Source organism: Nonomuraea sp. NPDC003709 (genome assembly GCF_040610775.1).
GTDB lineage: Bacteria > Actinomycetota > Actinomycetes > Streptosporangiales > Streptosporangiaceae > Nonomuraea > Nonomuraea angiospora_A.
Genome location: NZ_JBEXMW010000004.1, coordinates 157,562 through 182,900 on the forward strand (window position 1 = coordinate 157,562; position 25,339 = coordinate 182,900).

Consider the following 25,339-nt stretch of genomic DNA (forward strand, 5'->3'; position numbering starts at 1 on the left):
TGGGGCCGCCCGCTGACCGGAGCCCTACCGTTCGCTGACCGCCCGCCGGTAGCGCTCGGAGAGCCTCAGTACGGCCTCGGCCAGCTCGGGCGGATCGAGCACCTCGAAGTCCACGCCCATCAACCCGATCCACCTGGCCATGCTGTCCGGGTCGTCGCCGCCCAGCCTGACCAGGCAGGTGACCTCGTCCACCGGCTCCACCTCCAGCCCCATCGGCAGGCGGGGCAGCTCGTGGGCCGGGGCGTGCGCCAGCACCGTGCCCCGGTGGCGCCACGTCGCCGTGTTGACGCCCTTCTCCACGTACGCCGCCACGTCGCCGCCCTCCGGCGGCTCGCGCGGGGTGAATTTGGGCCCGGCCGGGGTGCGCGGGCGCACCCGGTCCACCCGGAACGTGCGCCAGCCCTGCCGCTCGACGTCGTACCCCACGAGGTACCAGCGGCCGCGCCGGTGCGCCAGGCGGAGCGGCTCCACGTTCCGCACGGCCGTCGCGCCGTCGTGGCCGGTGTAGTCGAAGCGCAGCCGCTCATGGTCGCGGGCCGCGTTCGCGATCGTGGTCAGCACCTCGGGGGGTACGGCGGGCACGTCGCCCGGTACCTGCCCCGGTATTTGCACGGTGTAGGTGTTGAGCGCGTTCACCCGGCGGCGCAGGCGGGACGGGAGCACCTGCTCCAGCTTGGCCAGGGCCCGCACGGAGGTCTCCTCGATGCCCTCGACGCCGCCCCCGGCCGCCCGGCCGAGCCCGACCGCCACCGCGACGGCCTCCTCGTCGTCGAGCAGCAGCGGCGGCAGCGAGGCTCCGGCGCCCAGCCGGTAGCCGCCCGCGACCCCGGGCGTGGCGTGCACGGGGTAGCCGAGCGTGCGCAGGCGCTCGACGTCGTTGCGGATCGTCCTGGTGGAGACCCCGAGCCGGGACGACAACTCGGGGCCGGTCCAGTCCCGGCGGGCTTGGAGCAGGGACAGGAGCTTCAGCAGGCGGGCCGAGGTTTCCAGCATGAGACCAGTGTGCCGCGCTATCGCGGCAAGGTCCCTTCCGTGTTCACCACGATCTTGCCCAGGAAGTGGCCGTCCTCGCTGAGCCGGTGCGCGTCGGCGATCCGCTCCAGGGGGAACGCCTCCGCGATGGGGATCCGTACGTTCTGGTGGTCCACCGGCCCCTTCGCGCCGCCGGACGAGAAGCGCACGCCGAGCTCGGCCGCGCCGGCCCGGTCGGCGATGGTGATCACGTTGGCGGGGTCGCCGGCCAGCTTCACCGACAGCTCCAGCTCGCCTCTGCCGGAGGCGTCCAGCACCCGGTCGACGGGGCCGGGCAGGCGCTCCTCCAAGCCCTCGCCGTACGTGACCGGGTGGACGCCGAGGCCGCGCAGGAATGCGTGGTGGCGCTCGCCGGCCGTCCCGACGACCCGGGCGCCCGCGGCGAGGGCGAGCTGCGCGGCGGCCAGCCCGACGCCGCCCGCGACCGCGTGGATCAGCAGCGTCTGGCCCTTTTCCAGGCCCAGCCCGCCCAACGCCCGCCGGGCCGTCTCGACGGCGACGGGCAGCGCGGCGGCCTCCTCGTACGTCAGATCGTCCGGCTTGGCCGCCAGCAGGCCCGCGTCCGCGATCGCGTGCGTGGCGGCGGCGCCTCCCTCGACCTGCCCGAACACCGGGTCGCCCAGCCGCCACCCGGTCACCCCGGGGCCGAGGGCGTCGATCGTCCCGGCCAGTTCGAGCCCGGTGCCCTGAGGCTCCCTGAGGGGCGCGCCCATGAGGCCGCGGCGGATTTTCCAGTCGATGGGGTTGACCCCGGCCGCCCTGACCGCGATCCGCACCTGTCCCGGGCCGGGCTGGGGGAGCGGGATCTCCTCCAGCGCCAGCACCTCCGGACCGCCGTGGGCGCGGTAGCGGGCGGCCTGGGCGGTGACCAGCAGGACCGCCTTGCCGACCAGCTCGCGGCTCCCCAGGGCGGCGTGGGCCTCGTGCGCGCGTTCCAGCGGCACGGCCAGCCCCACGACGGTCGTCAGGATGTCGTGCTCCAGGGCCCGCCCGGCCAGCCGCCGGAACTCGTCCGGGGCGAACTGGACCTGCTCCATGCCCACCACCCGCGCGGCCTCGGGCTCGATCCGGGCGGTCGAGCCGCTGGGCACGCCGTAGGCGAAGAACGTGCCGCCGGGCTCGACCAGCTCGTACGCGGCGCCGCCGACCTCCCCGCCGACCCCGTCGAACACCACGTCGAAGGGCCCGCCGAGCTCGTCGTAGCCGACGGCCTCCGCCGCGCCCATGCCCAGGGCCGCGGCCCGCTTCGCCGCGCCGCGGGCGGCGGCCGTCACCCGGGCTCCCGCCGCACTCGCCAGCCCCACGATCGGCAGCCCCAGCGCGCCACCGGCCCCCGTGACCAGCACCCGCGTCCCCGGCTTCAGCTCGGCCGCCTCCACCAGGCTCAGGGCCGCGGGCCCGACCTGGATGAGCGCGGCCGCCCACCACAGAGGCACCTCGTCGGGCACCGGGACCACCGTCTCGGCGTCGGCCACGACCCGCTCGGCGTACGCGCCGCCGCCGGGCAGGAACGCGGCCACCCGCCGCCCCGCCCACGCGCCGTCCACCCCGTCGCCCACCGACAGCACCCGCCCGGCCACGCCGGTGCCGGGCACGAACGGCGGCTCGCCGGGGAACCACTCCCGTCCCCACCCGGCCCGCAACTGCGCGTCGAGCGACATCACGTCCACCACCGACACGCCGATGAGCACCTGCCCCGGGCCGGCCTCCGGCTCCGGCGCCTGCCGGACCTCCAGCACCTCGGGACCGCCGAACCTCGTCACCTCGATCACGTTCATGCGGCCGAGTCTGTAACCTCAAGCGAGGTTGAGGTCAACTTCCGGGGCAGGTCACTCCCTGACGATCAGCCGAACAGCTTGTCCGCCTGCTGGATGAGGACCATCACGGTCAGCGTGCCGAAGAACGCCACCGACCAGATCAGCGCGCCGAGCCGGTACGAGCGCACCTTGATGGGCTCGGGCAGCGACCGCCGGTTGAGGATGATCAGCAGGATCGAGTACACGAACATCATCACGGCCGCGAAGCACGCCGAGAGCACCAGCAGGATGAGCGGCTGGTCGAAGCCCGCCAGCAGGAAGGCGATCCCGATCAGCGCCATCGCCCAGACGGTGTAGAAGTAGACGCGGTTCACCGAGACGGGCTTGTCACGCAGGTAGACCGTCTTGATCGTGTCGGAGGCCAGCCGCGAGGTGTAGTCGACGATGCCCATGGCGGAGGCGAACAGCGCCAGCGCCCCGATCACCCAGAACAGCACGCCGAACCAGGGCCCGACGACCTCCTGCAGCACCTCGCCCTCGACCTTGAGGAACTGGATGCCGTTGGCCAGCCCCTCCCGGCCGAACACGGTGGAGTAGGCCAGCATCGACATGAACGCGATCGTCAGGAACGACACCACGGCGAAGGTCCAGGCCTGCTCGATGTTCGCGAAGCGCCACCACTGCCGCCAGCGCGCCAGGTTCTCCTTGGTGGGTGCGAACTGGAAGCCGGTCGAGGCGGCCGCCTCCTCCTGGCCGGTCACCGGGCTGACCAGGCGCGGCACGTACTGGCCCATACCGAAGCCCTTGTCGCGGATCCAGTTGCTCTGACAGAGGTTCTGGCCGCCGCCCGCGCCGGCGTAGGCGATGGCGCCCATCAGCAGCGAGAACTCCAGCGGCGGCACCGGGATCCGGGCGTCGACGGTCAGGCCCTTGCCCAGCTGGACCCAGCTCTCCGCGTTGATCGCGAACAGGACGGCGACCAGGATCAGCGTGGCCACCAGGATGATCTTCACGAAGATGACCCGTTCGAGCGCGGTGTAGATCACCGGCGCCAGCGTCAGGCCGAGCGCGATCACGACGAGCATGCCGATCGCGATCCACCGCACGCTGCCCGCGCCCGACCCGGTCAGGTACGTCACCATCGTCGCGGACGTGGTGACCCAGCCGGGCCAGAGGTTCGAGCAGAGCGTCATCACCACGAAGACCAGGCCCCAGTGTTTCCACATCCGGCTGAATCCGGTGAGCGCGGTCTCACCGGTGGCCAGCGTGTAACGCTCGATCTCCATGTTCAGGAACCACTGCGTGATGATGCCGATCGCGGCTCCCCAGACGAAAATGAGCCCGACTTGGGAGGCGATGTACGGCCAGAGAATGAATTCGCCCGACGCCAGCCCCACACCCGCGCCGACCAGCCCCGGGCCGATGATGCGCCAGGTCGATCGGGGAGGGTCGGGCAGGTCGCGGACGGTGACGGACGGTAGGACTCGCGCGGGAACGGTCGGGGTGAACTCCGCCATGCGAATCTCCTTGCTAAGCGTTGCCTAGCCGCCACATTACAGAGACCGCAAACTCTGGTGGAATACCTAGTTAGCCTGCTTGACCACGTATTCTCCGCGTTCGGTGAAACCCACGACACGCCAGCCCGCTTTCATACGCCGGCCGAGCGCGTCACGCACGGCCAGCCGCCACGCCGCGGCCGCCGCCGGGTTCTCGCGCCGCAGCCGCTCGACGTCCGCCGGCGTCCCCACGAGCACCGTGCCGCCCCGCGCCTCCTTGGCCACGGGCCATCCGTTCTCGTCCGACAGGAGCGCCTCGGCGGCGGGCGGTTCGCCGGATTTCGCCGTTTCTGTGAGGCGCCACGCGGCCAGCAGCCGGTCGGACGCGTCACCCTCGTTGATCGCGTCGGCCATCTTCCCGTAGAAGTCCTCCAGGTACTCCTCCGGCATGGCGCCCAGCTTGACCAGGTTGAACCGCGCGTTCCTGCGTACGAGGGGGTCGAACGTCCAGGTGATCCGTTCCAGCCCCTGACCCAGGCACCACTCGCGCTGGTGCGACTTGAGCGCGTGGCCGATGCCCCTGCCGATGACCGCGCCGGTCACGTGCGAGTGCAGCGTCCGCTCCGCCGCCCTGAACCCGACCGAGGCGCCCACGAGCGTGCCGCCCTCGTCGTACGCGCCCGCCACGTAGTTGCCCGTGTGCGCGAACCCGATCATCAGCTCCATCGTCACGGGCGGGTTGTGCGGCGCCGGGTGCCAGATGTCGTCGAAGAGCCGGCAGACCTCCTCGAACTCGTCGATCTGCCGCAACTCCCTGATCTTCACACCACCGTTCACCCCTCCATTTACGCACGCCCGCGAGTCCCCACCGGACGTCCCCTTACGCACGCCCGCGAGTCCCGGCCGGACGTCTCCTTACGCACGCCCGCGCGGCCCCGCCGGACGTCCCCGGCGGGATCGCCGGCGGATCGTCGTTCCACGGCGCGGCGCGCTCCGCGGTACCGCGTGCTCGGCGTCAGGCGTCAGGCGTCGGTGGGGACCCGGGGCCTCGGATCCGGGGCCTCGGATCCGGGCCCGCACTGTCGCGGCTACGGCGTCCTCGGGCCGACGGGGCGGTAGGCGGGGGCCGGGGGCCTGGCGGTGAGGCGGCGGTAGAGGGTGGTGGGGCCCGGCCAGTTGTTCGTCACGCGGCCCTCGGCCGTCTTGTACCAGCTCCGGCAGCCGCCGCCCCACACCATCCGCGCCATCGCCGCGTCGAGCTGCCCGCGCCAGGCCGCCATCACCTCGGGCCGCACCTCGATCGGCCCGTTGGCGGACAGGTGCGGCAGGCAGGACATGATGTGCTCCACCTGACACTCGATCATGAAGACGATGGAGTTGTGGCCGAGGTTGGTGTTGGGGCCGTACAGGAGGAAGAGGTTGGGGAAATTCGGCACGGAGATCCCCAGGTACGCCTCGGGCCCTCCCTTCCACTGCTCCTCCAGCGTGCGCCCGTCGCGCCCGGTGATCTCCATCGGGGCCAGGAACTCGGTGGTCCGGAAGCCGGTGGCGTAGACGATCGTGTCCACCTCGTGCGGGCCCTCGGTGGTCTCGACGCCTGTGGGCGTGATCCGTACGATCCTGTCCGTCACCACGTCGACGTTGGGCCTGGTCAGCGCGGGATAGAAGGCGCTGTCGATGACGACCCGCTTGCAGCCCGGCGGGTAGTCGGGCGTGAGCTTGGCCCGCAGCGCCGGGTCGGGCACCTGGTCGTGCAGGTGCCGCAGGGCGCGTTTCCTGAGCAGGTCCGCGCTCCAGCCCTGGGCGAGCGCGGGATAGAGGGTGGCCTCGGCGTACCGGTAGAGCCACTCGCGGTAGGCACGCTGGAGGCCGGGTACGTAGTGGAATCCCAGCCTGGCCAGCGGTCCGAAGGTGGTGTCCGGCTTGGGGATGACCCAGTTCGGGGTGCGCTGGAAGACGTACAGGCGCTCGACCTGCTCCGCGATGCGCGGGATGAGCTGGGCCGCCGACGACCCGTTCCCGATCACGGCGACGCGGCGGCCGGTGAGGTCGTGGGTGTGGTTCCAGCGGGCGGAGTGGAAGGAGACGCCCCCGAAGTCCGGCATTCCCGGAATATCGGGTAGGTGGGGGCGGTTGAGCTGGCCCGCGCCGGTGACGACCATGTCGAACGGCTCGGTGCGGTCGCCGCTCGTCACCTGCCACCTGGTGCCGTCGAAATCGGCGTGCTGGACTTCCGCGCCGAACCGGATTTTTCGCCTGACGTCGTATTTATCGGCGCAATGTTCAAGATATCCAAGAATTTCGGGCTGTTCTGGGTAACGGCGGGTCCAGCTCGCGTACTTCTCGAATGAGTACGAGTAAAGATGCGAGGGAATGTCGCACCCCGCTCCGGGGTAGCTGTTGTCGCGCCAGGTGCCCCCGAGGTCGTCCGCCCTCTCGAAGACCGCGTACGAGCGGATCCCGGCCCGTTCGAGCCGGATCGCCATGCACAGCCCGCCGAACCCCGCTCCGACGATCGCGACGCTTGGTGACATGCCGCCCCTCCGCAGGTCAGGATTCACTTACATTACGCCGAACGCCGTTCCACCGACACCCTCTCCCGTGCCGATAGTCTGCGCAGGTGGCTGCTGTGTCGTTGAAGAACGTGATCGGGGTGCTCGAGGCGGCCTACCCGCCCGCCCGGGCCGAGTCGTGGGACGCCGTGGGGCTGGTCTGCGGGGATCCGGCGCAGGAGGTGCGCCGGGTGCTGTTCGCGGTCGACCCGGTGGCGGCCGTGGCCGAGGAGGCCCTGGAGTGGCGGGCCGACCTGATGGTCACCCATCACCCCCTGTACTTGCGCGGCACCACCAGCGTGGCCGCGACCACGCCGAAGGGCCGCCTGATCCACACCCTGATAAAGAACGACATATCGCTTTACACCGCCCACACGAACGCCGACGTGGCCAACCCCGGCGTGTCGGACGCCCTGGCCAGGGCCGTGGGTCTGGTAGGCGACCTGGTGCCGCTCCAGCCGTTCCCGGATGACCCGTGGCGGGGTCTGGGCCGCATCGGCGAGCTGCCCTCGGCGATGACGCTGGGCGACTTCGCGGCGCAGGCGTCCAAAGGCCTGCCCCGTACGTCCTGGGGGATCCGCGTGGCAGGCGACCTCGACCGGCCCGTCACCCGCGTCGCGGTCAGCGGCGGCGCCGGCGACTCCCTGCTCGGCACGGCCAAGGCGGCCGAGGTCGATGTGTTCCTGACGGCGGATCTGCGGCATCATCCGGCGAGTGAGTTCGTGGAGTCGGGCGGGCCCGCGCTCATCGACGCCGCGCACTGGGCGACCGAGTGGCCCTGGCTGGACAGCGCGGCGTCCATCCTGCACTCGAGTGGCGTTACCGTTGAAACGCGCGTCTCCGCCACGGTCACCGATGCTTGGACAAAAGGATATTGATCATGAAAGCAGCCCCTGAGGCACAGAAGAGACTGCTCGACCTGGCAGAGCTCGACTCCGTGATTGATCGGCTGGCCCACCGCCGCCGCACCCTGCCCGAGCTGGCCGAGATCGACGAGCGGTCGAAGTTGTTCGCCAAGGTCGCCACCCAGGTGATCGAGGCCGAGACCGAGGCGGGCGACCTGGCCCGCGAGCAGGCCAAGGCGGAGAGCGACGTCGACGCCGTGCGCACGCGTGCCGACCGTGACCAGAAGCGCCTCGACTCCGGCGCCGTGACCTCGCCGCGCGACCTTTCCAGCCTGCAGTCCGAGATCGCCTCGCTGCAGAAGCGCCAGGGCGACCTGGAAGAGGTCGTGCTGGAGATCATGGAGCGCAGGGAGGCCGCCGACACCAAGGTCACCGACCTGATCGCGCAGCGTGACGAGCTCGCCGCCGCCCTGTCCACCGCCGAGGCCCGCCGCGACGAGGGGCTCCAGGGGATCGACAAGGAGGCTTCGGAGGTCAAGGGCCGCCGGGGCGGCGTCTCCGGCGAGATCCCCGCCGACCTGCTGGCGCTCTACGAGAAGCTCAAGGACCAGTACGGCGTGGGCGCCGCGATGCTGCGGGGCGGCCGGTGTCAGGGGTGCAAGGTGGCCCTGTCCATCGCCGAGATGAACCGCATCAAGGCCGCGCCCCACGACGACGTCCTCCGTTGTGAGGAGTGCCGGCGTATCCTCGTACGTACGGCAGAGTCAGGCCTGTGACCTCCTACGTCATCGAGGCGGACGGCGGCTCCCGCGGCAACCCGGGGCCCGCCGGCTATGGCGCGGTGGTCATGGACGCCTCCGACGGCCAGGTGCTGGCGGAGGCGGCCGAGGCCATCGGCGTCACGACCAACAACGTCGCCGAATACCGCGGCCTGATCGCCGGCCTGCAGGCCGTGCTCCGGCTCGGCGGCGAGGGCGCGCCGGTGGCCGTCCGGATGGACTCGAAGCTGGTCATCGAGCAGATGGCGGGCCGCTGGAAGATCAAGAACGAGGGGCTGCGGCCGCTCGCGATGGAAGCCGGATCCCTGGTCAGGCGGCTGCGGGTGACGGAGTGGACCTGGATCCCCCGCGAGCGCAACAAGCACGCCGACCGCCTGGCCAACGAGGCCATGGACGCGGCCGCCAAGGGCCTGACCTGGAAGGCCGGCGGCACCACCCAACCGGAGCTACAGGAAGAGCCCCCGACCGCAGCGGGAGCGGGAGAGCCCTCCACGACCCGCACCACGGCCCGCACCACGGCGCCCACCACCACACCGCCTGTCATCGCCCAGCAGACAGACCTCCTCGACATAGGCACTATCGGCACCACGGGCACCATCTCCGAAATATCCGCCCCAACCGCCTCCACCGCCGCGGCCCAGCAACGCACGGCCAAGGCGCCCGCCAAGGGCACCGGCTGGGCCCCGCCCACCCGCGTGGCCACGTCCTTGCTCCTGCTCAGGCACGGCGAGACCGCGCTGTCCGTGGAGCGCAGGTTCTCGGGCAGGGGCGACGCCGAGCTCACAGCCAACGGCCTGGCCCAGGCCGCGGCGGCCGCCGAACGGCTGTCGCGCGAGCCGTACCGGCTGGATGTGATCGTCAGCTCGCCCCTCAAGCGCGCCAGGCAGACCGCGGAGGCGGTCGCCCGGCGGACCGGGCTCGACGTCGAGGTGGACGAGGACCTCAGGGAGCTCGATTTCGGCGACTGGGAGGGCCACACGTTCACGGAGGTCCAGCGCCGCTGGCCCGCCGAGCTCTCCACCTGGCTCGCCGACCCGGAGACCGCGCCGCCCGGCGGCGAGAGCTTCGCCACGGTCGCCCGCCGCGTCCAGGCGGCGGGGGAGCGGCTGGTGGAGCGCTACGAGGGCAAGACCGTCCTCGCGGTCTCCCACGTCACACCCATCAAGATGCTGCTGCGGCTGGCCCTGATGGCCCCGCTGGAGTCCCTCTACCGGATGCACCTCGACGTGGCCTGCCTGTCGCTGATCGAGTACTACGCGGACGGCCCGGCCGTGGTGAAGTCGTTCAACGACACCTCACACCTGCGCCGTTGACCGGGAACGCCGCGGAGCTTGATAAAGTGCTGCAGACGAGTCGGCCGGGCGACCGCGTCGGGCCATCCGGCCCGCCGAGGAAGGTCCGGGCTCCACAGGGCAGGGTGGTCGGTAACACCGACCCGGGGTGACCCGCGGGACAGTGCCACAGAAAGCAGACCGCCTCCTGGTTGACGGGAGGTAAGGGTGAAAGGGTGGTGTAAGAGACCACCAGCGCCCACGGTGACGTGGGCGGCTAGGTAAACCCCACCCGGAGCAAGGTCAAGAAGGGACGCTCTCCGGAGCGTCCCGCGCGCGACGTTCGAGGGCTGCCCGCCCGAGCCGCGCGGGTAGACCGCTCGAGGCCGCCGGCAACGGCGGCCCTAGATGGATGGTCGCCCCTTCTCACGAAGGACAGAACCCGGCCTACAGGCCGACTCGTCACCCAATCCCTCTCTGACCTGGGAGGGAACGGGGATGCCCCAAGGCCAGGGGCACGTTCAGTGATGGTCCAACCTCTCCGGCCCTGGCAGAAGCTTCGGGGACGAGGTGGCCGTACAGGTCTACGGTGGTTGTGATCGACTCGTGGCCGAGCCACTCGGCTCTTCGCCACGACTACCTGTTGGTTGACCGCGGTCATACCCGTATTGAAGTCGCGGAACGAATCAGTATTCTGCTTGCTACACGGACCGTTTTCCCGGCGACTTCCAGGAGCCACTTGGGAAACCATCTGCGCCGTCTCCTCTCCGTAGGCCAAGTCTCCGGAGCCGACGAATCCTGATGGAATTCACGCTCGATCCGGTGGTTGGCTGAGTCCGGCAGGAATTCGAAGGGCCCATAGCGAAGCTCCACTTCGGCAATGCGGCCACATTTACCCCCTCTATTTGTCCGGACGTGGTTTGATCTGGCGTGGATCGTCCCCCGAACGGAGCACACGTGTATCCCCCACACACCGACCGGACACGGTGGTTTCTTGCCCTCTTGGTCGTCTTAGCCGTCTCCGCATGGAGTCTCGCGGTCGAGGCAGGCGGGCGGCGTGACGCTGAGCGCGTGGCGTTGGCGCAGAGGCTGGCGCTCAAAGGAGTGGAACTACGCGAAGTCGATGCGGGGGACGCCCGATTACTCGGCGCGGCAGCCGTACGCCTGCACGCCGACGCTCAGACGGTGGAAGCACTGGCTAACACCCTCGCGAACGAAGGACTTGCCGATCTCACTGACGTCAGTCGATCCGATGACGTGGCGATCGCATCGGACGGGTCCTTCGTCCTCGCCCGCCCCCTTGATGAGAAGGTGCATCGGTGGGATCTGCGCGAGGAGCGCCCAGACGTGAGTGTGCCTGATTTCAAAGTCTCCTCGGTCGACCAAATGGCAATGTCGGCAGACGGGCGCGCTGTTGTGACAGCCGAGGATTTCGACGGCGTGACCCTGTGGGATCTCGGTGAGCGGAAACGCCCACGCAAGGTGGTATTCCTGCCGCTCGGAGAGTCCTTCGATGAGATCGTCCTGTCTCGCGATGGGACGACTGCCTTGATCGCATATGACGATTTGAGCGACGATCTAAATATTGTGATAGTGGAGGTATGGGACTTCAGGCGTCTGTCCCATCCGGCCCGCCGATCGACACTGAAGGTGCCCGGCGATTTTCTCTACAACATCGCCATCAGTGCCGATGGCAAGACGGCGGTGGTGGTTGGAGGCGAGGGTTTCCTTGTCTGGGATCTGACGGATCTGGCCCATCCGGCCGAGCTCTATGCCGATGATCAAGGGGAGGAATCCGTCGCGCTCAGCCCTGACGGACGCAGAGCCGTGTTCGGCACCGGAAATGCGGCGGAGGTCTGGGACCTCAGCGACCGCACGAAGCCTGTGCGGGTAGCGACGATGGGCGGGGAATTTCATGACGTGTTCGCCGTTGCCATGGCACGCAAGGGGGACCTGGTGCTTACCGCCGATTATCGGGGGCGTGCCATCCTGTGGGATCTGTCAGAGCCGTCGAGACCTGTGAGGTTGGCAGCCCTGAAGACGGGGGTTCGTGCCGTGCATGCGGTAGCCCTCAGCGACGACGGGCGGACCGCGGTGATGGGCAGCGCGTGGAGTGGCCCCCGGGTCTGGGATCTTTCGCACGTGGGCCAGGATCCGCTCAAGAGCGTTTGTCGTCGAGGGGAATACGTGATTCCTCGCGAGTTTTGGGATCGCTACACCGACGGGCAAGGCTCTGCATACGCCGACGGAGACGGAGACTTCCGGCCCTGCGATGGCGTGCTCGCCCGATAGCGCTTAGCAGGACTACAGGACGCTGACGGAGCTCGGCGGGGTCCGAAGAGGCGCAGCGAAGGTCCACCTCCCGAAACGCCGATGTGGGCCGCTGGGCCGCAAAAACGCCTACCCGCACGTCCTGGGGATCGAGTGCGCTTCACCCAGGTAAGCGCGCTGTGCCCGTTCGTGGGCCGGGCGCGGGAGAAAATGCGTGGCGGGGCCCGTGTGCCCGACGTTATCTTCTCCATGGGCGCGGCGGACGTGCCTTTTCTGCGGCTTCGAATCAGCAGATCGGAGGTGCGGAGCGGAATGGCTTGTCGCCTCCACGCGCTCTGCTTCGACGCGCACGACCCGCTCCGTCTCGCGCGCTTCTGGGCCGGCGTCCTGGACTGGGAGCTGGCCGACGACCCCCGGGACGGCGTCGCGCTCCTGCCGAGCGATGACACCGGGTTCCGGATCCGGTTCCTGCCGTCCCAGGCGCAGAAGATCAGCCAGAACCAGATGCACTTCGACCTGACGAGCAAGTCCCTCGAGGGCCAGCAGGAGACGGTGGCGAGGTCGCTCGGGCTCGGCGCCCGGCACATCGACGTCGGTCAAGGTCCGGAGGATGAGCATGTCGTGCTCGCGGACCCCGAAGGCAACGAGTTCTGCGTGATCGAGCCGGGCAACAACTTCCTCGCCGAATGCGGATTCGTCGGGGCGCTCGCGTGCGACGGTTCGCAGGAGGTCGGCTACTTCTGGAGCGAGGCGCTGGGCTGGCCGCTGGTCTGGGATCAGGACCAGGAGACCGCGATCCGCTCGCCGCAGGGCGGCCCGAAGATCACCTGGGGCGGTCCGCCGCTGGACCCGAAGACCGGGAAGCACCGGCTGCATTTCGACCTCGCTCCGCCCGCCGACGGTGATCAGCAAGCGGAGGTCGAGCGGCTCGTCGCCCTCGGGGCGACGCGCGTCGACATCGGTCAGGGCGAGGTCGACTGGGTGGTCATGGCCGATCCCGATGGCCATGAGTTCTGTGTTCTGAGCCCGCGATAGCGCCGTCGTTCGCGCCCTCTCGTGGCCACTGACCAGGCGAAAGTCTCCGTAGTCCGTTCGTGAGGCGGGGTGTGGCGCACGTCACACCTGGTCCGTGTCACGTATCGGCGAGCAGCTTGCATCACGTGGTCGTCAGTGCGAGGAGAAGGGCGCAAAGATGACCGAACATCGGGTTCTGATTCTGGGGGCGGGGTACGCGGGCATGGCCGCGGCGATCCAGCTAGCGGCTCGGGGTACGCGGCGCGAGGACGTGCAGGTGACCCTGGTGAACGCGCAGGAGCGCTTCATCGAGCGGCTGCGGCTGCACATGTCGGCAACCGGGCAGCGGGTCGCCGAGCTGAGCATCCCGGAGCTGCTGGAGGGCACGGGCGCGCGGTTCGTGCGGGGCTGGGTGACGGCGGTGGACGCGGACGCGAAGCTCGTACGGATCGACGACGACCGGGTGCTGCACTACGACACGCTGGTGTACGGGCTGGGCAGCGTGGCCGACACGTCGGCGGTGCCGGGCGTGGAGGATCACGCGTACACGCTCAACAGCGCGCAGGACGCCGAGCTGCTGGCCGATCGGCTGGCTCGGCTGGGCCGTGGCACGGTCGTGGTCGGCGGCAGCGGGCTGACCGGCGTCGAGTCGGCCGCGGAGATCGCCGAGCAGTACCCGGAGCTGGACGTCGTGCTGCTGGGCCGGCAGGAGCCCGGCGCGGCCATGAGTCCCAAGCCGAGGGCGTATCTGCAGGCCGCGCTCGCGCGCCTGGGCGTCCGGGTACTCAGCGGGGCCGAGGTGGTGAAGGTGCTGCCGGACGCGGTGGAGCTGGCGGGCGGGGAGCTCGTCGTCGCCGACGCCGTGCTGTGGACGAGCGGTACGCGGGTGTCGCCGCTGGCCGCCGCGGCCGGGCTGACCGTCGACGAGCGTGGCCGGGTCGTCACCGATGCCGCGCTGCGGTCGGTGTCGCACCCGGACGTGTACGCCGTGGGCGACGCGGCCGCGATCCGGCAGGGGTACGGCGTCATGCACGGCACCTGCCAGGGCGGCATGCCGACCGGTGTGCACGCCGCGGTGTCGATCGTCCGCACGCTGGACGGTAGGCGGCCCAAGCCGTTCCGCTTCGGCTACTACCACACGCCGGTGAGCCTGGGTCGACACGACGCGGTCGTCCAGTTCACCCACCCCGACGACAGCCCCCGACGGGTCTATCTCACCGGCCGGACGGCGGCACGGTATAAGGAGACGGTGACCGCCTCGCCCTGGCCGACCTATGGCCGCATGAAGAAGCTGCCCGCCTCGGGCGCGTTCTGGCCCCGCGGCGGCCGCTTCACCAGGGGCGTGCGGTGACTCAGCCGTACTCCGATCGCGACCAGCAGGTCTTCAACCAGCATCGCAGCCTGCTGTTCTCCGTGGCCTACCGCATCCTCGGCACCGTGGCGGACGCCGAGGACGCGGTCCAGGACGCCTGGATCAAATGGTCGGCCGCCGACCGTTCGCAGGTGGCCGACCCCAAGGCCTATCTGGCGCGGATCGTGTCGAACCTGGCGCTGCAACGGCTGCGCTCCACGCAGCACCAGCGCGAGACCTACGTCGGGCCGTGGCTTCCGGAGCCGATCCTGACCAGCGGCGACACCGCCGACGACGTCACGAACGCCGAGTCGGTGTCGACGGCGATGCTGGTGGTGCTGGAGACCCTGAGCCCGCTCGAACGCGCGGTCTTCGTGCTGAAGGAGGTCTTCGGCTTCAGCCACGCCGAGATCGCGGAGGCGGTGGAGCGCTCCGAGTCCGCGGTGCGCCAGGCCGCGCACCGTGCTCGCGAGCACGTACGGGCCCGGCGGCCCCGGTTCACCGCGGACCGGTCGCGGCAACGCGACGTCACCGAACGCTTCCTCGCCGCCGCGACCGGCGGCGACATCAACACCCTCATGGAACTGCTGTCCCCGGACGTCACCCTGTGGACCGACGGCGGCGGCAAGGTTCGCCAGGCGCTGCGGCCGGTGGTGGGCGCGGAGACGGTGGCCGCCTGGTTCGCCGCCATCGGTGAGGTCACCTACCAGGGCGTCGAGCCCGCCGACATGAACGCCGCACTGGTCGAGATCAACGGCGGCCCGGGCGTGGTGTTCAGCGGCCTGGGCCGGGTGATCGCCACCGTCACGTTCGATTTCGACGCCGAGGGCCGCATCTTCACCATCCACAACATCGCCAACCCGGACAAACTCCAGGCCATCGCGGACGGCACCACGCGCGACGTCCGTACCCCCTGAGACCTCGCGCGCGCGGGACTAACGGCTGAGGAGCTCGCTGAAGATCTCCACCACTTCGGGCCGGTCGAAGGGGCCGACGTGGGGCGCCGCGACGCTTCGCACGTCGGTCGGGTTGTCCGGCGTGAGGCGGTCGGCCTCCTGGATGAACCGGTCCTGCAGCGCCGGCGGGATCAGCCGGTCGAGGGTGAAACGTACGTAGGTCCGGGGAATGCGGCCCCACGTGTGCGCCTCGCCCCGGGCGTCGGCCAGGGGAATGCCGGCGGTCTCGTCCGGTTCGAGCAGGTTGAGCAGCCGGCTCACCCCCTCGTCGGTGAAGTCGCCGGCCAGGGCCTCCCTGACGCCGCGGAACACCGCCGGGTCGGCCGAGCGCCAGTTGAGCCGGGTCACCCCGAGGACCGCGGGGTCGGCGACCAGCGCCTGGGTCACTTGGGGGAGCAGGCTGTCGCTGTTCTCGGGGGTGGAGAGGTAGGCGGCCAGGTTCGGCAGGTCCACGCAGCAGTACGCGGCGACATAGACGACCCGGTCGAGCAGCTCGGGGATGGCGTTGCCGACCCTGCTCACGGTGACGCCGCCCTGGCTGGCGCCGGCCAGGATCACGGGCCCGAGGCGGCGGGCGCGGCGGACCACGTCCACGACGCGTTCGACGTAGTCGTCAATGGTGATCTTGGCGAGCGGCGACGGCTCGGTCGCCAGCGCCTGGAGGTCCTGCGGGGCCTGGTATGCGCGGGGGTAGAACGCCTCGTCGCCGTGTCCCGGAAGGTCGACCATCAGGGCTCGGTGCCCGCGCAGGGTGAGTTCGCGGATCAGCCCCGTGCCCAGGGCCGAGGAGGAGTTGGTCCCGTGGACGAACACCAGGGTCGGCGCGCGTCCTGCTTCATGGTTGGTCATGGTCGCTCTCTTCCTTGTTCGTTGGGTTTGTGTGGGTGGTCAAGGCCGCGGCCGGCGCCACATAGGCCACAGGAGCGGGCTGTCGGCCACGCGTACCGGTTCGCCGAGATCCTCGAAGCCGTGCCGCAGATAGAGGTCGCGGCTGCGGGGCGAACTCGCCTCCAGGTACGCGGCGAGCCCGTCGGCGTCCGCCCGCTCCAGCCGGTGCCGCAGCATCGCCGTACCGAGTCCGGCGCCCTGCCGCCCGCCGACCACTCCCATGCACGCGAGGTAGAGGTGCGGTTCGTGGTCGGGGTGCCGTTGGGCCAGCGCCTCGCCCACGGCCTGCAGCCGTGCTCCGTTCTCGCCGAAGACCTGGTCCGCCCCCGGAGGCTCCTCGTGGGACGTCCGGTCCGTGGCCGGCGCCAGCCACAACGAGGCGCCTTCGCGACCGCCGATCAGGTACGCCTCGGCGGTGGGATGGGCCAGCAGGGAGCGGTAGAAGGACGACTGGAGCCGACCTCGTTCGCTCGCCTCGGGGAAGAGCCAGCAGGCGAGGGGGTCGTTCATGAACGCCTCGGTGAGGACGTCCAGCACCGCCTGCTCGTCTGCTCCATCCGCCTTCCGCACGGATGCGTACGGCGTATCAACTGTCATGCGTACAGAGTATTGAGATAGCCGCCCTTCTGGCGGTTTTAGGGGAAAGAAGTGAACTAGTACTGTATAGAGTGAACTAGTGCACTTATCGATGGATCGGAGGTCCCCATGCAGCGAACGGATCCGCCCTACCAGCGGATCGTCACGGAGATCCGTGCCCGGATCCTGAGTGGCGCCCTGCGGCCCGGCGACCGGATGCCGTCCATCCGGCAGATCGCCCAGCGATGGGGCGTCGCGCTCGCCACCGCGACCAAGGTGATGGCGGCGCTGCGCGACGAGGGGCTGGTCGAGACGAAGGTCGGCTCCGGCGCGGTGGTCAGCTCACGTACGACCCTCAAGCAGCCGGCCGTGCCGCCGAGGCCGCGGCAGGCCGGTGTCCCCAAGCAGGCGCTCAATCGCGAGCAGATGCTCCGCACCGCCATCAAGATCGCCGACGCCGAGGGGCTCGACGCCGTGTCCATGCGGCGGCTCGCGGCCGACCTCGGCGCCGGTCCGATGTCGCTCTACCGGCACGTGGAGAACAAGGACGAGCTGGTGACGCAGATGGTCGACGAGGTCTTCGGCGAACCGGAGCTCCCCGTGCCCGGGCCGGACGGGTGGCGGGCCAAGCTCGAACTGATCTCCCGCGCGCAATGGCAGCTGGTACGGCGGCACCTCTGGCTGCCCAGGGCCGTCTCGTTCACGCGCCCGCTGCTCGTACCCAACATGATGGCCCACACCGAATGGACCCTGCGCGCGCTCGACGGGCTCGGCCTGCCCATGGAGACATGCATCCGGGAGGCGCTCGCGCTGCACGGACTGGTCATCACCGTCGCCCTGTCGATGGCGGACGAGGTCGAGGCCGAGCAGGAGACCGGCGTGACCCTCGACCGGTGGTGGCTCGCGCAACGGAACCGCGCCGACGAACTCCTCGACAGCGGACGATTCCCGCTGTTGGCCAGGATCCCGGAGGAGACGGTGTCGGACCTGGACGGGCTGTTCGAGTACAGCCTCGCACGCCATCTCGACGGCTTCGCCGCCCTGGTCGAGGGTCAGGCCCGGGCGCGACCATGAGCCCTCGTCAGGCTTCGGCGTTCCGCGGTGCCGCGTCGGCCGGGACGGGGTCAGTCGCGGGAGCGGGCATGGCGGGGATGCGCTTGCCCAGGGTGACGAACAGCAGGATCAGGCCCACGGTCAGCAGGACGTGACCCAGCCCGGAGAGCAACGCGATGGCTTCACCGCTGGGGCGGCCCAGGACGGTCAGGGTGCCATGGAGGGTCATCGTGGCGACGGTCACCGCCAGGCCGGCGTTGTAGATCCAGAAGAACCAGCCGAAGAGCCGGACGGAGGTCAGCGCGAACAGCTTCTCCAGAGCGAGGACCACGAGAAAGAACAGCATCCCGAGCGCGAGCAGGTGCGTGTGGACGACGCCCAGCTGCGTGTCGCCGGTGAAGCCCGTCAGCTTGGTCAGCTCGCGGTAGTACAGGCCGCTGACCAGCCCGAGGATCATGTAGACGTGAGCGACGTTGAGGATTTTCCTCATGGGAGCTGACCTTCACTCTCGCGCGGGGGGAAACGGTGCGGCCCTCGCCGGGTGAGGTTCGCTGGAGGGGCGTTCTTCTGGTGCCGGTCGGTGCCGGGAGGACATTATCGGACTGTGGTCCGCTATCGCAATGCCGCCGGAGGGCTCGGGTCGAGGCCGGTCAGGGCGGAGCTGGCGGTCCACACGCGGGCCGCGAGTTCGGTGTCGGCCAGGTGGCCGCGTACGGGTTCGAGGGTGGGCAGGCCGCGGATCCCGAAGATCCGGGGTCCCCATAGCTGGCCGCCGCGTACGGACGGGTCGAGGACGGCCCGGACGGCGGGCCAGGCGGCGGCTTCCTTGCCCTGGAGGAGGAGGCCGGCGGGCAGGCCGCGCAGCCGTTCGCCGGTGGTGGGCAGGTGGACCGGCGGGCGGGCCGGTGTGAGGGAGTCGAGTGCGCCGCCGGGGTGGGTGACCACGCTCAGCATCGTGCTGCCGGCGGCGCGCAGGCGGCGGTCGAGTTCGAAGCCGAAGAGCATCTGCGCGAGCTTGGATCGCGCGTAGGTGCGTTTGGGCCGGTAGTCGCGCGTGCTCTGGAGATCGTCGAGGTCCAGGCTCTCGGACTTGGCGGTGAAGCTGCCGGTGGTGACGACGCGGCTCGCGGGCGTGGTCGTGAGCAGGGGCGCGAGCCAGTGGATCAGCGCGAAGTGCCCCAGGTGGTTGGTGGCGAACATCAGCTCGTTTCCGTCCCCGGTGACCCGCCGTTGCGGCTGGTCGAGTAGCACTCCGGCGTTGCAGACGACCGCGTCCAGCCTCTCCGGGCTCAGGGCGTCCACGGAGGTTTTGAGCGAGGAGAGGTCGGCGAGGTCCAGGCGGATGTGCCGTACGTCGGCGCCGGGGACGCGGGCGCGGATCGAGGCCCGCGCGGCTTCGGCCTTGGCGGTGTCGCGGCTGCCGAGGGTGACGGTGGCGCCGGTGTCGGCGAGTTGTTCGGCGACGAAGTATCCGATGCCGGCGTTGCCGCCGGTGACGAGGAAGTGCTTGCCCTTGGCGGGCGGCAGGCGTCGTACGTCCCAGGGGGACATGGTCGGCTCCTTGGCTCGATGATTTCTGAACTAACTCTGAAATTATAGTCATTATGATTTCGTAGGCGTTCCAGATTTCGCTACGATGGGGACGTGGAGATGGGGCGCCGGGAGCGCAAGAAGGCACAGACCCGCCGGGCGTTGTCGGACGCCGCGTTGCGGCTGTTCGCCGAGCACGGGTACGACGGCGTCACCGTCGCCCAGATCGCCGACGAGGCGGACGTCTCCATCGCCACGCTGTTCGCGCATGTGCCGGACGGCAAGGAAGCGCTGATCTTCGACGACGGCGCGGAACGGCACGTCTGGCTGGCCGCCGCGGTCCGTGACCGGCCCGCCGGTCAGTCCGTACTGGAAGCCCTGCGTCGGTGCCTGGCGGGCCGAGGGCCCTTCAGCGACGATCTCCCGCCCGAACTGCGGGCCAAGCGTGACCTGATCGTCGGCACGCCCGCCCTGCGGGAGTACTCGCGCAAGCTCTGGATAGCCGGTGAGGGGCCCCTGGCCGAGGCGATCGCCGCCGAGAGCGGCCGCGACCCGTCCGACATGACCGTCCGCGCGCTCGCCCGCTATGTCCTGGAGATTCCTGAGCTCGCGGGCGTGGAGGCCGACCCCCTGGCCGCGATGAACGCCATCTTCGACCTGCTCGAATCCGGCTGGCCGGAGTCGCACGAGGACGCCTGACCGGCTCACCCGATCCTGGGGGTGAACTCCCGACGGCGACGCCACTCCCGACGGCGACGCCACTCCCGACGGCGACGCCGCTCTGGACGGCGACGCCACTCCCGACGCCGAGGCCGCTCTGGACGGTGAGGCCACTTCCAGCGGCGAGGCCACTTCCGGTGTCACAGCTGCAGCACGGTGCCCCCACCCCGTCGCCGCCCACCCCCGTTGCCCCTCAAGCATGGCGCGCCCGCCTCGCGGGCCCCTCCAGCACGGCGCACCCATCCCGTCGTGACCCAGGCGACTCGGCTCAGCCCGAGGCGTCGTCACCGCTCAGGCTGGCCGGGTGCCTTCGGTCACCACCACGGACTCGGCCGTTACCCGTCGCCGCGCGCTGTGGGTGCCTGACCGGGTGCACGCGGTTCCCCACTGGGCACACTTGAAACTCAACCCACAGTCGTACAAGTGATCCAAAAAATCGGACTCAGGGCGCATTGGAGCAGGTCCAGCCCTCGCGATAACGTCCATCGCATGACGCTTTCCCTCCACCGACGCGCAGTCGTGGCCGACACACACAACGATCTGCTCATGGCCGTCTCCGCGCGGCCGCCTCAGCAGTGGGCCTCGTTCTTCCGGGAGAGATGGCTGCCCCAGCTCGTCGAGGGCGGGGTCGATCTGCAGGTCCTGCCGGTCTTCATCGACGACCAATATCGGCCGGAGGGCGCGCTGAGGCAGACGTTGCGCATGATCGAGTGTGCGCACGTGCTGGCCGAGGGAAATCCCGACCATGTCCGGATCTGTCTGAACGCGGCCGACATCGACCGCACGCTCGAAGAGGGCAAGATCGCGCTGGTGATCGCGCTGGAGAGCATGCCGGGCATCGACGCCGACGTCGAGCTGATCTCGACCGTTCACCGCCTTGGCGTACGGGTGGCGTCCATCGCGCATTTCGGGCGCACGGCGTTGGCCGACGGCAGCGGTGAGGACGCCACAGGCAGCGGCCTGACCTCCCACGGCATCGCGGCGCTGGAGGAGATGGAGCGGCTCGGCATCGTCTTCGACGTCTCCCACCTGGGCGCCTCCGGCGTGGCGCACGTCCTGGAGCTGGCCACCAGACCGGTCATCGCCACCCACTCCGCCGCCAGGGCGCTGCGCGACCACCACCGCAACCTCACCGACGACCAGCTCCGCGCGGTGGCCGCCACGGGCGGCGTGATCTGCGTCAACTTCTTCGCCCCCTTCCTCGCCGAGCGCGAGGAGGACATGACCCTCGACCGCCTGCTCGACCACATCGAGCACATCGTGTCCGTCGCCGGGATCGACCACGTCGGGCTCGGCCCCGACTTCATCCGCGAGGTCATGGACGACCTGACGCCGCCGTGCTGCGAGGGCCTCAACACGAGAGGCGTCAACCCGAAGTCGGCCGTCCCGGGGCTGGCGGGTCCCTCCGGCCTGCCCATGGTCACCGAGGGCCTGCTCACCCGCGGCCTCCCGGAGAAGGACGTCACGAAGATCATCGGTGGCAACGTGCACCGCTTCCTGAGCGAGCAACTGGCGTGATCGGCGCCATGCGGTCGAGGTTCGGTCAGCGGCAGCCGAGGTTCGGTCAGCGGCAGCCGTGGTTCGGTCGGCGGCAGCCGTGGTTCGGTCGGCGGCAGCCGTGGTTCGGTCGGCGGCAGCCGTGGTTCGGTCGGCGGCAGGGTGCATCGCCTTCGGGCAACAGCTGAGCTGGTCAACGCCGCCGTGCACCCCCTTCGGGAAATAGCCGGGTCGGCCAACGCCGGCGAGCATCGCTCTCCGGCCAGGTAACTCGGTCGGTTAACGACCGCGCGCACGCTTTTCCGGCAAATAGCTGGGCCGGTTGGCGGCAGCGTGCACCGTTTTCCGGGTACGTAGCAGGTGGAGTGGGTGGCGGCGGCCGGCGCCGTCTCCTGGGTGAGCGGTTGATGGCGTTGGCGGCAAGGTGTGCTGGTTCCTGGGTGGGGAACTGGTTGGGTCGGTGGCAGCGGGCGTGCTGCCTGGGCGAGTGGTCGGTGGAGTGGGCGGCGGCGTTCGCCGTCTCCTGAGTGAGCAATTGACGGCGTTGGCGGCAGCGTGCGCTGGTTCCTGGGCGGGAGCCGGTTCGGTCGGCGGCAGCATGCACCTCTTTCAGCGGATCTAAGTGCGCGGCAGGCGCATGACCCCCTTCATCACCCCTTCTCGGACGGCGATCGGGCCGGTGCGAGCTGACGGCTGCGGAGAGGAAACGGAATGAAGCACGAGCTCTACGGAGGGACGGCATGATCGAGGATCTCGAAGAGCTGGTGTTGTGCGAGTCCTTCACCCACGACCTGGAAGCCGTTGCCCGCAGCGCGAAGGTCGTGGCGGCGATGGGAGCCCGCTACCTGGGCACGCAGCCCGAGTTCCTCGTGATCGACGGCGTCACGCACCTGCGCTGGACGTTCGGCACCCCCAAGGTGTTCCTGCTGTGTCACCACGACACCGTCTGGCCGATCGGCACCCTCGCCACCCACCCCTGGTCCGTGGTGGACGGCGTGGCCCGGGGGCCCGGGGTGTTCGACATGAAGGCGGGGCTGGTGCAGACGTTCCACGCGCTGGCCGGGCTCGACTCGCTCGACGGCATCACTCTGCTGATCAACGGTGATGAGGAGTGCGGTTCCCGTACGTCGGCCGAGCTGATCAAGGAGACCGCCCGCGGGCTGGCCGCCGCGTTCGTCATGGAGGCGAGCGCCGACGGCGGCGCGCTGAAGACGTCCCGCAAGGGCACCGCCCTCTACACCGTCAACGTCCGCGGCCGGGCCGCGCACGCCGGGCTGGAGCCCGAGAAGGGGCTGAACTCCGCGATCGAGCTGGCTCACCAGGTCCTGGCCATCGCCGCCATGGGCGCGGGGGCCACCACTGTCACGCCGACGGTCTTGTCGGCCGGCACGGCACGCAACACCGTCCCCGCCGCGGCCTCGGTCTCGGTGGACGTGCGAGTGGCTGAGATGTCGGAGCAGGATCGGGTGGACGCGGCCTTCCGCGCGCTCCGGCCGGTCCTGCCCGGCACCCGCCTGGAGATCCTGGGCGGCCCCAACCGGCCGCCGCTCGAGAGCGCGATGTCGGCCTCGTTGTACGCGTTGGCGCAGGAGCTGGCATCGGACCTGGGAGTGGGGCCGCTGATCTCGGCCTCGGTGGGCGGCGCCTCGGACGGCAACTTCACGGCGGGAGTCGGCTGCCCGACCCTCGACGGGCTGGGCGCGGTGGGCGGCGGGGCGCACGCGGACGACGAGCACGTCATCGTCGCCGAGATGCCCCGGCGCACCGCCCTCCTCCGCGCCCTGATCGAAGCCGTCCGTGGCGGGGCGTGAGCGTGGGTGTCCTTGCCGTGTGACCCGAGGTGTTCGTCCCGGTGGCCGGAGGACTCTTCGTCCCGGTGGCCGTAGGGCGGCGTGGGCGATCTCCTCGGTGGTGCCGAGCCGGTTGGTTGATGGGCTGGTTGGCTTTGGCGTCGGCGTGGTTGGAGGCACGGCCGGAGATGCCGCCAAGGCAGCTGAGGCCGGGATGCTGCCGAGCTGAGGCCCGGATGCCGCCGAGGCTGTTGGGGCGAGAGACGCTGTAGCGGCCGATGTATGCCCACGAGGCCACTGCCGAGGCTTGGGATGTCGCCGAGGTGACGATGGCTCTGCTGTCCTGTGCGCGCATGTGCCGCAGTGGAGGTCCCGGCGGCTATCAGGTCTGATGCGGTGACGGGTCAGAGGCCATGTCAGCTCGGCAACGGTCCGATATCAGCGCGGTCGGCGATGGTGGATCCCATGAACGGCTCAGCCATCACGGCCCCGTGCTCGACGGCATCGACCCGGATGCCCGGACCGGCACGGCTCGGATCCGACGGCGCTGGGAAGACCGCGGCAGCGAACGTGTTGACAGCGCTGCTGACCCCCGCGACGACCGGCTCACCGGCGAGGAAAACCCGCTGCTGATGGCAGACCCAGCGTCATCGCTTCCGTTCAGCCCTGATCGCGATGTCCCGACTTGCCCCTAGGTCGATGAGAGGAATGACCATGGAAATCCCCCTCACCAAGATGCCGACCGCGCGTCAGCCCGGCTGCCCCTTCGACCCGCCCAAGGAGCTGATCCAGACCCGCGAGCACAGCCCGATCACCCCCTACCCCTTCCCCAGCGGACACCAGGGCTGGCTGATCACCGGATACGACCTGGCCCGGTCGGTCCTGGCCGACCCGCGGTTCAGCTCGCGCAAGGAGCTCATGCGCCACCACCCGACCATCGACTACGGCGACATCGAGGTCCCTCCGGCGCCGCCCGGCGAGTTCCTCCTTATGGACGAGCCCCAGCACAGCCGCTACCGCAAACCGCTGGTCGGCAAGTTCACCGTCCGGCGGATGCGGCTGCTCACCGAGCGCGTCGAGCAGGTCACCGCCGAGCACCTGGACGCCATGGAGAAGGCCGGCCCGTCGGCCGACCTGGTGACCGCCTTCGCCAAGCCCATCCCCGCCATCGTCATCTGCGAGCTGCTGGGCGTGCCGTACGAGGACCGGGGCCGCTTCCAGGACAACATCGACAAGTTCCTCGGCGGGGAGGTCAGCGACGAGGAACTGATCGCCGCCTACACCGCGGTCCAGCAGTACCTCGCGGAGCTGGTGGTCGCCAAGCGCGCCAATCCCACCGACGACGTGCTCAGCGACCTCACCGACAGCGACCTGACCGACGAGGAGCTGCAGGGCATGGCCCTGATCCTGTTGTCGGCGGGGTTCGACACCACTGCCAACATGCTGGCGCTGGGCACCTTCGCGCTGCTGCAGAACCCGGAGCAGTTGGCGGCGCTGCGCGCCGAGCCCACGCTCATCGAACCGGCCGTGGAGGAGCTGCTGCGGTATCTGAGCGTCCTCAGGGCGTTCCAGAGGGTAGCGCTGGAGGACGTCGAGCTGGGCGGCCAGACCATCAAGGCCGGTACGACGGTCATCCTGTCGGGCAACACCGCCAACCGCGACCCCGAGCGCTTCACCGACCCCCACGTGCTCGACATCCGCAGGCAGGACGGCGGCCACCTGACCTTCGGCCACGGCATCCACCAATGCCTGGGTCAGCAGCTGGCCCGCGTCGAGATGCGGGTCGCCTTCCCCGCGCTGCTCAACCGCTTCCCCACGCTGCGCCTGGCCGTACCGGCCGACGAGGTCGCCCTGCGCCCGGAGACCGCCGACATCTACGGCGTCAAGAGCCTCCCGGTCACCTGGGACGCATGACCGCCGCGACGTAACGCGCCCTCGTCCATCCCGCGCCACAGCGCCCC

General features: G+C 70.0%; 21 protein-coding genes, 1 other RNA gene and 1 pseudogene. 13 read left to right on the forward strand and 10 right to left on the reverse strand.

Annotation, left to right across the window (positions count from 1 at the left end; genetic code table 11):
- Positions 1-24: 24 nt before the first annotated feature.
- From ABZX61_RS13485 to ABZX61_RS13510, 6 genes and pseudogenes are all read right to left on the reverse strand, one after another.
- Entirely contained in the window at positions 25-993 is a 969-nt protein-coding gene (locus ABZX61_RS13485) for a YafY family protein (protein WP_355194295.1), read from the reverse strand.
- Between the two features lie 17 nt (positions 994-1,010).
- Positions 1,011-1,904, reverse strand: coding sequence for an NADP-dependent oxidoreductase (locus ABZX61_RS13490; protein WP_355195167.1), 894 nt, complete (start codon positions 1,902-1,904; stop codon positions 1,011-1,013).
- Positions 1,905-1,916: 12 nt separating this feature from the next.
- A pseudogene (locus ABZX61_RS13495) lies at positions 1,917-2,810 on the reverse strand (zinc-binding dehydrogenase); the annotation flags it as partial.
- A gap of 65 nt (positions 2,811-2,875) precedes the next feature.
- The gene (locus ABZX61_RS13500; protein WP_350722954.1) at positions 2,876-4,306 is read right to left on the reverse strand and encodes an Nramp family divalent metal transporter; all 1,431 of its coding nucleotides are present in this window, start codon (positions 4,304-4,306) and stop codon (positions 2,876-2,878) included.
- Between the two features lie 66 nt (positions 4,307-4,372).
- Positions 4,373-5,122 carry a GNAT family N-acetyltransferase gene (locus ABZX61_RS13505; protein WP_355194297.1) on the reverse strand — a complete coding sequence of 250 codons (750 nt, stop codon included), beginning with the start codon at positions 5,120-5,122 and terminating at the stop codon, positions 4,373-4,375.
- 251 nt (positions 5,123-5,373) lie between these two features.
- Positions 5,374-6,819, reverse strand: a complete 1,446-nt coding sequence (locus tag ABZX61_RS13510) for an NAD(P)/FAD-dependent oxidoreductase (protein WP_355194299.1) — start codon at positions 6,817-6,819, stop codon at positions 5,374-5,376.
- 95 nt (positions 6,820-6,914) lie between these two features.
- Between ABZX61_RS13510 and ABZX61_RS13515 the strand changes: the two genes are divergently transcribed.
- From ABZX61_RS13515 to ABZX61_RS13550, 8 genes are all read left to right on the forward strand, one after another.
- On the forward strand, positions 6,915-7,715 hold the full coding sequence (locus ABZX61_RS13515; protein ID WP_355194301.1) for a Nif3-like dinuclear metal center hexameric protein: 801 nt from the start codon (positions 6,915-6,917) through the stop codon (positions 7,713-7,715).
- A 2-nt stretch (positions 7,716-7,717) separates the two neighbouring features.
- A complete protein-coding gene (locus ABZX61_RS13520; protein ID WP_355194303.1) occupies positions 7,718-8,458 on the forward strand; it encodes a C4-type zinc ribbon domain-containing protein in 741 nt (246 codons plus the stop codon).
- Positions 8,455-9,774 (forward strand): bifunctional RNase H/acid phosphatase, encoded by a 1,320-nt coding sequence (locus ABZX61_RS13525; protein WP_355194305.1) that lies wholly within the window; start codon positions 8,455-8,457, stop codon positions 9,772-9,774. The genes ABZX61_RS13520 and ABZX61_RS13525 overlap by 4 nt, the downstream gene beginning before the upstream one ends.
- A 36-nt stretch (positions 9,775-9,810) precedes the next feature.
- Positions 9,811-10,198, forward strand: an RNA gene (gene rnpB / locus ABZX61_RS13530) — RNase P RNA component class A.
- A gap of 605 nt (positions 10,199-10,803) precedes the next feature.
- On the forward strand, positions 10,804-12,024 hold the full coding sequence (locus tag ABZX61_RS13535; protein ID WP_355194307.1) for a WD40 repeat domain-containing protein: 1,221 nt from the start codon (positions 10,804-10,806) through the stop codon (positions 12,022-12,024).
- Positions 12,025-12,156: 132 nt separating this feature from the next.
- Entirely contained in the window at positions 12,157-13,038 is an 882-nt protein-coding gene (locus ABZX61_RS13540) for a VOC family protein (protein ID WP_355194309.1), read from the forward strand.
- A gap of 157 nt (positions 13,039-13,195) precedes the next feature.
- Entirely contained in the window at positions 13,196-14,368 is a 1,173-nt protein-coding gene (locus ABZX61_RS13545; protein ID WP_355194310.1) for an FAD-dependent oxidoreductase, read from the forward strand.
- Positions 14,365-15,285 (forward strand): RNA polymerase sigma-70 factor, encoded by a 921-nt coding sequence (locus ABZX61_RS13550; protein WP_355194312.1) that lies wholly within the window; start codon positions 14,365-14,367, stop codon positions 15,283-15,285. Before ABZX61_RS13545 ends, ABZX61_RS13550 begins: the two co-directional genes overlap by 4 nt.
- 18 nt (positions 15,286-15,303) lie before the next feature.
- Here ABZX61_RS13550 and ABZX61_RS13555 read toward each other — a convergent pair whose 3' ends face one another.
- A complete protein-coding gene (locus tag ABZX61_RS13555; RefSeq protein WP_355194314.1) occupies positions 15,304-16,173 on the reverse strand; it encodes an alpha/beta hydrolase in 870 nt (289 codons plus the stop codon).
- Positions 16,174-16,212: 39 nt separating this feature from the next.
- Entirely contained in the window at positions 16,213-16,809 is a 597-nt protein-coding gene (locus tag ABZX61_RS13560) for a GNAT family N-acetyltransferase (protein ID WP_355194316.1), read from the reverse strand.
- Between the two features lie 108 nt (positions 16,810-16,917).
- Between ABZX61_RS13560 and ABZX61_RS13565 the strand changes: the two genes are divergently transcribed.
- Positions 16,918-17,862: a GntR family transcriptional regulator gene (locus ABZX61_RS13565; protein WP_355194318.1), complete on the forward strand. Its 945-nt coding sequence runs from the start codon at positions 16,918-16,920 to the stop codon at positions 17,860-17,862.
- Positions 17,863-17,869: 7 nt separating this feature from the next.
- On the opposite strand, the gene ABZX61_RS13570 is transcribed toward ABZX61_RS13565, so the two are convergent.
- Both ABZX61_RS13570 and ABZX61_RS13575 read right to left on the reverse strand, forming a co-directional pair.
- The gene (locus ABZX61_RS13570) at positions 17,870-18,331 is read right to left on the reverse strand and encodes a DUF2871 domain-containing protein (protein WP_355194320.1); all 462 of its coding nucleotides are present in this window, start codon (positions 18,329-18,331) and stop codon (positions 17,870-17,872) included.
- Positions 18,332-18,453: 122 nt separating this feature from the next.
- Positions 18,454-19,392, reverse strand: coding sequence for an SDR family NAD(P)-dependent oxidoreductase (locus tag ABZX61_RS13575; protein ID WP_355194322.1), 939 nt, complete (start codon positions 19,390-19,392; stop codon positions 18,454-18,456).
- Between the two features lie 99 nt (positions 19,393-19,491).
- Between ABZX61_RS13575 and ABZX61_RS13580 the strand changes: the two genes are divergently transcribed.
- The 4 genes from ABZX61_RS13580 to ABZX61_RS13595 all read left to right on the forward strand — a co-directional run bounded on the left by ABZX61_RS13580 (position 19,492) and on the right by ABZX61_RS13595 (position 25,292).
- Positions 19,492-20,070: a TetR family transcriptional regulator gene (locus tag ABZX61_RS13580; RefSeq protein ID WP_355195169.1), complete on the forward strand. Its 579-nt coding sequence runs from the start codon at positions 19,492-19,494 to the stop codon at positions 20,068-20,070.
- 510 nt (positions 20,071-20,580) lie between these two features.
- The gene (locus ABZX61_RS13585; protein ID WP_355194324.1) at positions 20,581-21,609 is read left to right on the forward strand and encodes a dipeptidase; all 1,029 of its coding nucleotides are present in this window, start codon (positions 20,581-20,583) and stop codon (positions 21,607-21,609) included.
- 719 nt (positions 21,610-22,328) lie between these two features.
- Positions 22,329-23,399 (forward strand): M20 family metallopeptidase, encoded by a 1,071-nt coding sequence (locus tag ABZX61_RS13590; RefSeq protein ID WP_355194326.1) that lies wholly within the window; start codon positions 22,329-22,331, stop codon positions 23,397-23,399.
- A 693-nt stretch (positions 23,400-24,092) separates the two neighbouring features.
- Positions 24,093-25,292: a cytochrome P450 gene (locus ABZX61_RS13595; RefSeq protein WP_355194328.1), complete on the forward strand. Its 1,200-nt coding sequence runs from the start codon at positions 24,093-24,095 to the stop codon at positions 25,290-25,292.
- Positions 25,293-25,339 lie beyond the last annotated feature (47 nt).

Bases quoted from the DNA above. Each gene is read 5' to 3' on its own strand.
- ABZX61_RS13570 (WP_355194320.1), bottom strand. From the start codon at position 18,331: ATGAGGAAAATCCTCAACGTCGCTCACGTCTACATGATCCTCGGGCTG.
- ABZX61_RS13560 (WP_355194316.1), bottom strand. From the start codon at position 16,809: ATGACAGTTGATACGCCGTACGCATCCGTGCGGAAGGCGGATGGAGCA.
- ABZX61_RS13590 (WP_355194326.1), top strand. From the start codon at position 22,329: ATGATCGAGGATCTCGAAGAGCTGGTGTTGTGCGAGTCCTTCACCCAC.
- ABZX61_RS13485 (WP_355194295.1), bottom strand. From the start codon at position 993: ATGCTGGAAACCTCGGCCCGCCTGCTGAAGCTCCTGTCCCTGCTCCAA.
- ABZX61_RS13580 (WP_355195169.1), top strand. From the start codon at position 19,492: ATGGGGCGCCGGGAGCGCAAGAAGGCACAGACCCGCCGGGCGTTGTCG.
- ABZX61_RS13500 (WP_350722954.1), bottom strand. From the start codon at position 4,306: ATGGCGGAGTTCACCCCGACCGTTCCCGCGCGAGTCCTACCGTCCGTC.
- ABZX61_RS13545 (WP_355194310.1), top strand. From the start codon at position 13,196: ATGACCGAACATCGGGTTCTGATTCTGGGGGCGGGGTACGCGGGCATG.
- ABZX61_RS13565 (WP_355194318.1), top strand. From the start codon at position 16,918: ATGCAGCGAACGGATCCGCCCTACCAGCGGATCGTCACGGAGATCCGT.
- ABZX61_RS13585 (WP_355194324.1), top strand. From the start codon at position 20,581: ATGACGCTTTCCCTCCACCGACGCGCAGTCGTGGCCGACACACACAAC.
- ABZX61_RS13575 (WP_355194322.1), bottom strand. From the start codon at position 19,392: ATGTCCCCCTGGGACGTACGACGCCTGCCGCCCGCCAAGGGCAAGCAC.
- ABZX61_RS13520 (WP_355194303.1), top strand. From the start codon at position 7,718: ATGAAAGCAGCCCCTGAGGCACAGAAGAGACTGCTCGACCTGGCAGAG.
- ABZX61_RS13510 (WP_355194299.1), bottom strand. From the start codon at position 6,819: ATGTCACCAAGCGTCGCGATCGTCGGAGCGGGGTTCGGCGGGCTGTGC.
- ABZX61_RS13555 (WP_355194314.1), bottom strand. From the start codon at position 16,173: ATGACCAACCATGAAGCAGGACGCGCGCCGACCCTGGTGTTCGTCCAC.
- ABZX61_RS13595 (WP_355194328.1), top strand. From the start codon at position 24,093: ATGGAAATCCCCCTCACCAAGATGCCGACCGCGCGTCAGCCCGGCTGC.